Source organism: Streptomyces sp. SID9727 (assembly GCF_010550605.1).
GTDB lineage: Bacteria > Actinomycetota > Actinomycetes > Streptomycetales > Streptomycetaceae > Streptomyces.
The window spans coordinates 1-6895 of record NZ_JAAGNI010000031.1 but is presented as its reverse complement, the minus strand read 5'-3'; the positions used below and the strand labels follow the sequence as shown (position 1 = coordinate 6895).

Sequence of the window (6895 nt, the reverse complement as noted above, 5' to 3'; positions counted from 1 at the left end):
CCGTCCCGCCGGTGCCGGTGCCCCTGTCGTACGACGCCGAGGAGCGGGCGCTCTCCCTGGGCACCGGCCGCGTCTCGCCGGTGCCCGCCGCCGCGTGGGAGTTCCGGGTGAGCGGTGTGCGGGCCCTGGAGCTGTGGTTCGAGCGCCGGGCGGCGGTGTGCGGGGCGCCGGGGGCGGACGCGACGGGGCTCGACGCGGTCCGGCCGCGCGCCTGGCCGCGGGAGTGGACCTCGGAGCTGCTGGACCTGGTGACGCTCCTCGCCCTCCTGGCCGAGCTGCGGCCCCGCCAGGAGGAGCTGGCCGACGCGCTGGCCTCCGGTCCGGGGACCGGCGAGGACGGACTGCGGGCGGCTGGAGTGCTGCCGGTCGCGGAGGCGGCGCGGCGGCCCGCTTCGGTCCTGGACCATCAGGAGGAGGGGCCGGACGGGCAGTTCGCGCTGCTGTGAGCGGGGCCGGCGCGGCTACTCGGCCAGGGCGGCCGGCCGGTCCAGGTCGCCGAGGAGGCGGACGAAGCCCGTCTCCAGGAAGGCGCGGAGCTCGTCCAGGGCGTCCGGCTCGTCCAGCGGCCAGCTGGTGACCGCCTCCTCGGCGAAGGCGAGCCAGGCCCGGGTGGCCAGCGCCAGCCGGGGCGACGGCTCCATGCCGAGCCGGCGCTGCCCCTCCGCGACCCGTCGGGCGAGGGTGGCGCGGGTGGCCTCCACGATGTCGCCGGCGGCGGGGTGGTTGCCGGCGGCGCCCCGGACGAGGGCGCGGTAGACCTTGCGGCGCCCGGTCACGTACGCGACGAAACCGGCGATGAACGCGCGCATCCAGGCGACCGGGGCCAGCGCGGCGTCGGGTTCGGTGGCGGCGGCGAAGTCGTCGCACTCCTTGCGCACCACGGAGCGGTAGAAGTCGCGTTTGGAGTCGAAGTAGTGGAAGAGCAGGCCGCGCGATATGCCGGCCCGCCGGGCCACCGCATCGGTGGAGAGCTCGTCCAGGGAACAATCGGCGAGCATGTCCACGCCAATGGCCACCAGCTGCGCCCTCCGCTCGTCGGGGCGCAGACGCGCGGCACGCTTCTCGGGCATGGGCCCAGTGTAGAAGTAGTTCGGCATCGAATTACCTCGGCACCCATGCGAGCCTGCCGGACACAGTGCGTGACCGGGTGCGGACACGGCGACGCGCCACTGCCGGCTCCGGGGATGACGGAAGAGCGGGCAGCAGCGCGTCGCGGGAAGCGGGACCGCGGTCGGATCAGTGGCGGCTGCCGAAGAGCGAGCGCCGCAGCCGGCGCAGTGGCGCGAAGAGCGACACCCGCGCGCTCCTGCTGCGCCGGGCGTGTCCGGCGTCGCGCGAGGTCAGCTCGCGCATCAGCAGCGTCGCTTCCGCCGCCTCGCGCTGCGGCACGACGGGACCGCCCAGCACCGCGAGATGGCGGTCGAGGCGCGAGCTCGTCGCGCTGCTCCCGCATGTAATGGCAGGCACACGCGCCCTGCTGCGCACCGTTATCTGTTCCATGTCACTCCCCACCCGTACGAGGGCACTCGGCCCGGGCAGGTTAACCCTATCGCCTGCCACCGACACCCGTGTATCCCGGGAGCGGGATTGCGCACACCTATACGGAGGTTGACGAGGCGTCGGCGCATCCGCCCGGCTCCGGGGCGAGTGGACGGGCGCGCCCCTCCCGGGGCGCGCCACCACCCTAATCGAGCGCGTTCAGGACGGGCAGGTAGCCGCCCGACTGGCCGGCGGCGAAGGGGTGGTACGACTCGCCGATGTTCAGCCAGTTGAGGCTGTGCAGCCAGGCGCTTCCGGAGCAGATCTCGTGTCCGGCGAAGGCGCTCGTGACGTCGCCGAAGCTGAAGCCGTGATCGGCGGCACGCTTGGCGGTGGCCGCGTTGAGGTAGTCGGCGGCGCCGTTGATGGCGCCGCGCACCTTGTCGCTCAGTCCGACGACACAGCTGCCGCCGATCTTGTAGAAGCGCGGGTAGCCGAGGACGACGACATGGGCGGCGGGAGCCTTGGCCTCGATCGCGTCGTACACCGCGTTCAGCTTGCCGGGCAGCGTGGTGTCCACGTAGCTGCGGGCGGTGGCGATGCGGTTGAGGCAGGTGGCCTCCGACTGGAGGACACAGGTCGTCATGACGTCGGAGAAGCCCGCGTCGTTGCCGCCGATGGAGATCGAGACGAGGTCGGTCGAGGAGTTGAGCGGCCCGAGCTGACTGGCGATCACATCACCCGTACGCGCCCCGGAGCACGCGGTGAAGGAGAAGGAGGCGGGCGAGTGGGCGGAGGCCCAGAGGGAGGGATAGGCGAGGGTGCTGCGCTTGCAGTCGCCGCTGGAGCTGATGTAACTCCCGGAGCCGACGCCCGAGGAGTACGAGTCCCCGAGGGCGACGTAGTCGACGGACGCAGCGGCGTTCGCGGTGGCCGCCCCGGTCAGGGCGATGACGGCGCCGAGCAGGAGCGAGGACGAGAATGCCACGAGTCTGGACAGTTTCACGGAATCTCCCTTGAGCGGCCGGCGGGATCTCTGCCTACTCAGTGGTAGCAGCGCGGACACCGTTTCCGGAAGTGCTCATGCCAAGTCGAACGGATGAGCTTTCGCTTACGGCGCCGTGTCGGGCGCGTCGTCAACTCGGCATCCCCGCACCGGGGGTTGCCGACGCGGTCCGACGAAGCGGGCCGGGAGGGGCGGGCGCGCTCAGCCGGCGAAGACGGCGCGCACCGCGTCCTCGGCCAGTTCCAGGGCGCGGGCGCGGGAGAGGCCGAGGCGGCGGGCCTGTTCGGCGTACGCGCGGGCCGCCGCGGCGGCGTTGCGGTCGGCGGTGTCACCGGCGGCGGCGACGAACGTGCCGTTGCGGCCGCGGGTCTCGATGACGCCGTCCGCCTCCAGCGCGCGGTACGCCTTGGCGACCGTGTTGGCGGCGAGGCCCAGCTCCTCGGCGAAGCCGCGTACCGTCGGGAGCCGGTAGCCGACCGGCAGCACGCCGGAGCGGGCCTGTTCGGAGATCTGGGTGCGCAGCTGCTCGTACGGGGCGGTGCCGGAGTCCGGGTCCACGGCGATCTTCAGGGTCACGGGCCGATTGTCCCCTACGCGCGGAAATTGGGAGGCGGCCGGGCCGGGGACGCGGATAGCGTCCGGCGCATGACTGTCCTCGTACGTGACTTCCGGCCGGCGGACGCGGAGGGATGGGTGCGGGTGCGACGCGCCGCCCTGCCGTACATGATCACCACGCCGGAGCAGGCCGTGGCCGCCCTCACCGGGGCCCCGGCGGCGCGGCGGTACCGGATGCTGGTCGCCGAGGAGGACGGCGAGATCATCGGGACGGCGCAGGTGGGCCTGGCCCATGACAGCCCGGAGCCGGGGTCGGCGTTCTGCGATCCGTACATCCATCCGGACCGGACCGGCCGGGGCGCCGGGACGCTGCTGCTGCGGACCGCCGAGGAGTATCTGGCCATGGCCGGAGCGGCCACCGTCTACACCTGGGTCCCGGACACGCCCGGCGACCGGGCGTTCGCAGCGAAGCACGGCTACACACCGAGCCGGGCGGCCCACTTCCTCCATCTTGATCTGGCGAACGGCTCGCTGCCGCCGCGTCAGGAGCCGCCGGCCGGCGTCGAGCTGCGGACGGGCGCCGACTTCGCCGACGATCCGCGCCCGCTCTTCGAGGCGGACGCGGAGACCACGGCGGACGAGCCCAGCGACACGCCCGCCCGGTTCGAGGACTACGAGGAATGGCTCGCCGACACCTGGCGGGCGCCCGGTCTCGACCACCACCTGACCTCGGTCGTGGTGGCCGACGGCGAGGTGGCGGCCTTCAGCGCCGCCCGCACCGACGGGGCGGGCCGCTACGGCTCGGCGATGACGGGCACCCGGCGGGCGCACCGGGGCCGGGGCTTCGCCAAGCTCGCGAAGAACGACTCGCTGCACCGGGCGCGCGCCGCCGGCTGCACCGACGCCTACACGGGCAACGACGCCGGCAACGGGCCGATGCTGGCGATCAACCGCTGGTTCGGCTACGACATCTGCGCCACGGAGGTACGCCATGCCCGCAGGCTCGGCTGACGCCGGTCTCACCGTCGTCCTGGTCAAGGCCGGGAAGACCAAGATCAGGTATCCGGCGGCCCTGGTCGCCGACGACGGCACCCGGATCACCGTCCGGGCCCCCTGGGCGGCCCCCGGCGTCCGGGACTTCGGCTTCGTCCGCTTCGAACCGGGCGACGTCTTCACCGAGCACTACTGGCGGGACGCCTGGTTCGCGGTGAAGGAGGTCCGCACCGGCGCGGGCGAACTCAAGGGCTGGTACTGCGACGTGACCCGGCCTGCGGTGCTCCGGGACGGCGAGCTGGTCGTGGAGGACCTGGACCTCGACCTGTGGGTGTCGGCCGACGGCTCGGAGATCCTGCGGCTGGACGAGGACGAGTTCGCCGCGAGCGGCCTGGCCGGGCGGGACCCCGCGGCGGCGGAGGCCGCGGCGGCGGCCCTGGACGAGCTGGAACGGCTGGCCCGCTCGCCGGAGGGCCTGGCAGGGGGGCTTGTCGATCAGGGCCTGGCAGGGGGTGGCGACTTGTCGATCAGGGCCTGGTCCACGACGCCTGGCACGGCCTGACCGGCCCTGACCGGCAAGACACCCCCTGCCCCCCTGCTGACCTGAGCCCGCCCTCACCCCCCGCTCACCGGAAGCACCACCGCCCGCCGCACGCCCTCCGGTTCGTACGCGATCGGGTCGCCGTCCTCGTGCCAGTGGATCAGGAAGCGCTCCCCCGCGCGGTAGCCGTCGAGGCCCGCGCGGCAGTACGCGACCATGTCGTCGGGGAGGGCGTCCAGCGGATACCAGGCCAGCTCGGAGCACTTGTCCGGTTCGCGGTTGTACGGGGGCCGCGCGGGGTCGTACGCCGCCTCGAAGAACCAGCCCGTGCGCGGATTGCCGCCCGGGCCGCGGTGCTGCATGACCAGGGCCACGCTCAGCTCCGCCGGGTCCAGGTCGAGGCCGGTCTCCTCGGCCGCCTCCCGGATCACCGCGGCGCGCACGTCCTCGCCGTCCTCCACATGGCCGGACGGGGCGTGCAGCAGGCCGTCCGCGTATCCCGTGCCGGCCCTCCGGGCGAGCAGGACCTCGGGGCCCCGGCGGAGGATCAGGTGCACGTCGACCACCTCGGTGTGGCGGCGCGTCCCGCGCACCCGGGCCACCAGCGCGTACCGCTCGTCGTCGACCTCCTTGCCCCACAGGACGCTGTCGTCCGAGAGCCGTTCGTGGTGGACGCGCTCGGTGAGCGGGGCGAGCAGCGCGGTGAGGCGCTCGGCGGACAGACCGCCGCCGTTCCACACGCCCTCCACCAGGACCAGCCTGCCGCCGGGGCGCAGGAGCCCGGCCCAGTGGCGCAGGACGGCAGCCGGGTCGGGCAGGGCCCACACCACGTGCCGGGCGAGGACCACGTCGAACCTCCGGTCGCCGACGGGCGGCCGGACCGCGTCCCCCACCAGCACATCGGCATCCGTGCCGGCCAGCTTGGCGCGGGCCCGCTCGACCATGCGCGGGGCGCTGTCCACGGCGGTGAGCCGGTGGCCCTGTTCGGTCGCGAGCAGGGCGAGGCTCCCCGTACCGCAGCCGAGGTCGAGCACGTCGGACGGCCCGGCGGGCAGCCAGCTCTCCAGCCGCCGCGCCCAGGCGGCGCGGACCACCGGGTCGAGGAGTCCGTGGTCGGCCTCCTGGTCGAAGGTGTCGGCGAGGGAATCCCAGTCGGTCGTCGTCATGGTCCGATCGTGCCAGCCGCCACTGACAACGCCCCCGTTCCGGCCGGCTCGGTCGGGACGGGGGCGGTACCGCTCCGGGGCCGGTCCGGCGGACGGGCCCTAGCCGATGACGGAGGCGCAGTCGGTCGGGGAGGCGTGCGCCGGGTCCAGGGCGTTCGCCACCTCGTGGTAGGCGACCCGGTCGATGGTCCCGATGGCCACGTGCTCGGAGAGGTCGACCGGGCACAGGTCCTGGAGCAGGACGTTGCGCACGTCCGGGCCGTCCAGGAACTGGGTCCGGTACGGGGTCACGACCTCGTCGTACCGGGTCGCGATGACGGTGTAGTGCACGCCGGGCACCGTGTCCGGCAGGGAGTTGAGCTTGGTGATGAAGGGCGATCCGGCCACCTGGTCGGCGAGTCCGGGCGTAGCGGCGTTGAGCAGGTACTCGGCACCGGGGAAGTACGGCAGGAGTTTGGTCAGGCCGAGCAGCGTGGTGCCGTGGTTGTCGGGCGCGAGCCCGATCATGGCGTTCACCTTGGCCGCCCCGCCCAGGAACTTCAGGTAGTAGTTCGGCATCATGCCGCCCTGCGAGTGTCCGACGATGTCCGCCTTGGCGGCGCCGGTGGAGGCGAGCACCTTGTCGACGAAGGCGGCGAGCTGGCCTGCCGACCTGTCGATCGGGCCGAGTCCGTTGAAGACCGGCACGCCGGGCAGTTGACCGTAGTCGAGCGAGTAGACGCAGTAGCCCCGGTTCACCAGGTAGGGGGCGAGGACGAGCCAGTTGTCGACGGAGTTCCCGAAGGTCCCGTGGACCAGGACGACGGGACGGGGGTGGGCGGCGGAGGGCTTGCAGGAGTAGTCGTTCCAGCCGCGCGAGGCGGTGGCCGTCGCGGCGGGGGCGGCCGCCGCGGCCGCCGTGGGGGTGACGACCGCGGCGACGGCGAGGAGCAGGGCGGCGAGCGTCCGGCGGGCGCGTGGGGGACGCGGCGCGCGGATCCAGGGCAGCATCGTGGGGTCTCCTTGCGGCTCAAGGGAGTTGCGATGTCTGTGCACCCTGCGGCCCGGACCACAAGTTCTGCGGATTTTCTGCGTGCTCATGCCAAATTACGCACGGGTAGGGTTCGCTGGGAAGTTACGCGTCGGTAAAAAGTCCGCGGGGCCGCCGGACGGCCG

At 73.3% G+C, this 6895-nt stretch carries 9 protein-coding genes; 3 read left to right on the top strand and 6 right to left on the bottom strand.

Annotated features, from left to right (window positions below):
* Positions 1-446: type ISP restriction/modification enzyme (locus G3I41_RS01790; RefSeq protein ID WP_343242034.1), on the top strand; the 446-nt coding region annotated here is incomplete at its 5' end.
* A gap of 15 nt (positions 447-461) precedes the next feature.
* Here G3I41_RS01790 and G3I41_RS01785 read toward each other — a convergent pair.
* The 4 genes from G3I41_RS01785 to G3I41_RS01770 all read right to left on the bottom strand — a co-directional run bounded on the left by G3I41_RS01785 (position 462) and on the right by G3I41_RS01770 (position 3061).
* Positions 462-1070, bottom strand: a complete 609-nt coding sequence (locus G3I41_RS01785) for a TetR/AcrR family transcriptional regulator (protein WP_203600007.1) — start codon at positions 1068-1070, stop codon at positions 462-464.
* Positions 1071-1236: 166 nt separating this feature from the next.
* Positions 1237-1500, bottom strand: a complete 264-nt coding sequence (locus G3I41_RS01780; protein WP_073968062.1) for a hypothetical protein — start codon at positions 1498-1500, stop codon at positions 1237-1239.
* Positions 1501-1684: 184 nt separating this feature from the next.
* Positions 1685-2467, bottom strand: coding sequence for an SGNH/GDSL hydrolase family protein (locus G3I41_RS01775; RefSeq protein ID WP_164398528.1), 783 nt, complete (start codon positions 2465-2467; stop codon positions 1685-1687).
* A gap of 219 nt (positions 2468-2686) precedes the next feature.
* Positions 2687-3061 (bottom strand): GntR family transcriptional regulator, encoded by a 375-nt coding sequence (locus G3I41_RS01770; RefSeq protein ID WP_164398527.1) that lies wholly within the window; start codon positions 3059-3061, stop codon positions 2687-2689.
* A gap of 69 nt (positions 3062-3130) precedes the next feature.
* On the opposite strand from G3I41_RS01770, the gene G3I41_RS01765 reads away from it, so the two are divergent.
* Both G3I41_RS01765 and G3I41_RS01760 read left to right on the top strand, forming a co-directional pair.
* Positions 3131-4051, top strand: coding sequence for a GNAT family N-acetyltransferase (locus tag G3I41_RS01765; RefSeq protein WP_164398526.1), 921 nt, complete (start codon positions 3131-3133; stop codon positions 4049-4051).
* On the top strand, positions 4032-4595 hold the full coding sequence (locus G3I41_RS01760; protein ID WP_239081444.1) for a DUF402 domain-containing protein: 564 nt from the start codon (positions 4032-4034) through the stop codon (positions 4593-4595). The genes G3I41_RS01765 and G3I41_RS01760 overlap by 20 nt, the downstream gene beginning before the upstream one ends.
* 53 nt (positions 4596-4648) lie before the next feature.
* Here the strand turns inward: G3I41_RS01760 and G3I41_RS37335 are convergent, their stop codons facing one another.
* Together G3I41_RS37335 and G3I41_RS01750 are read right to left on the bottom strand one after the other, a co-directional pair.
* Positions 4649-5740 carry a methyltransferase domain-containing protein gene (locus G3I41_RS37335; protein WP_164398525.1) on the bottom strand — a complete coding sequence of 364 codons (1092 nt, stop codon included), beginning with the start codon at positions 5738-5740 and terminating at the stop codon, positions 4649-4651.
* A 99-nt stretch (positions 5741-5839) separates the two neighbouring features.
* Positions 5840-6730, bottom strand: a complete 891-nt coding sequence (locus G3I41_RS01750; protein WP_164398524.1) for an alpha/beta fold hydrolase — start codon at positions 6728-6730, stop codon at positions 5840-5842.
* Between the last annotated feature and the right edge of the window lie 165 nt (positions 6731-6895).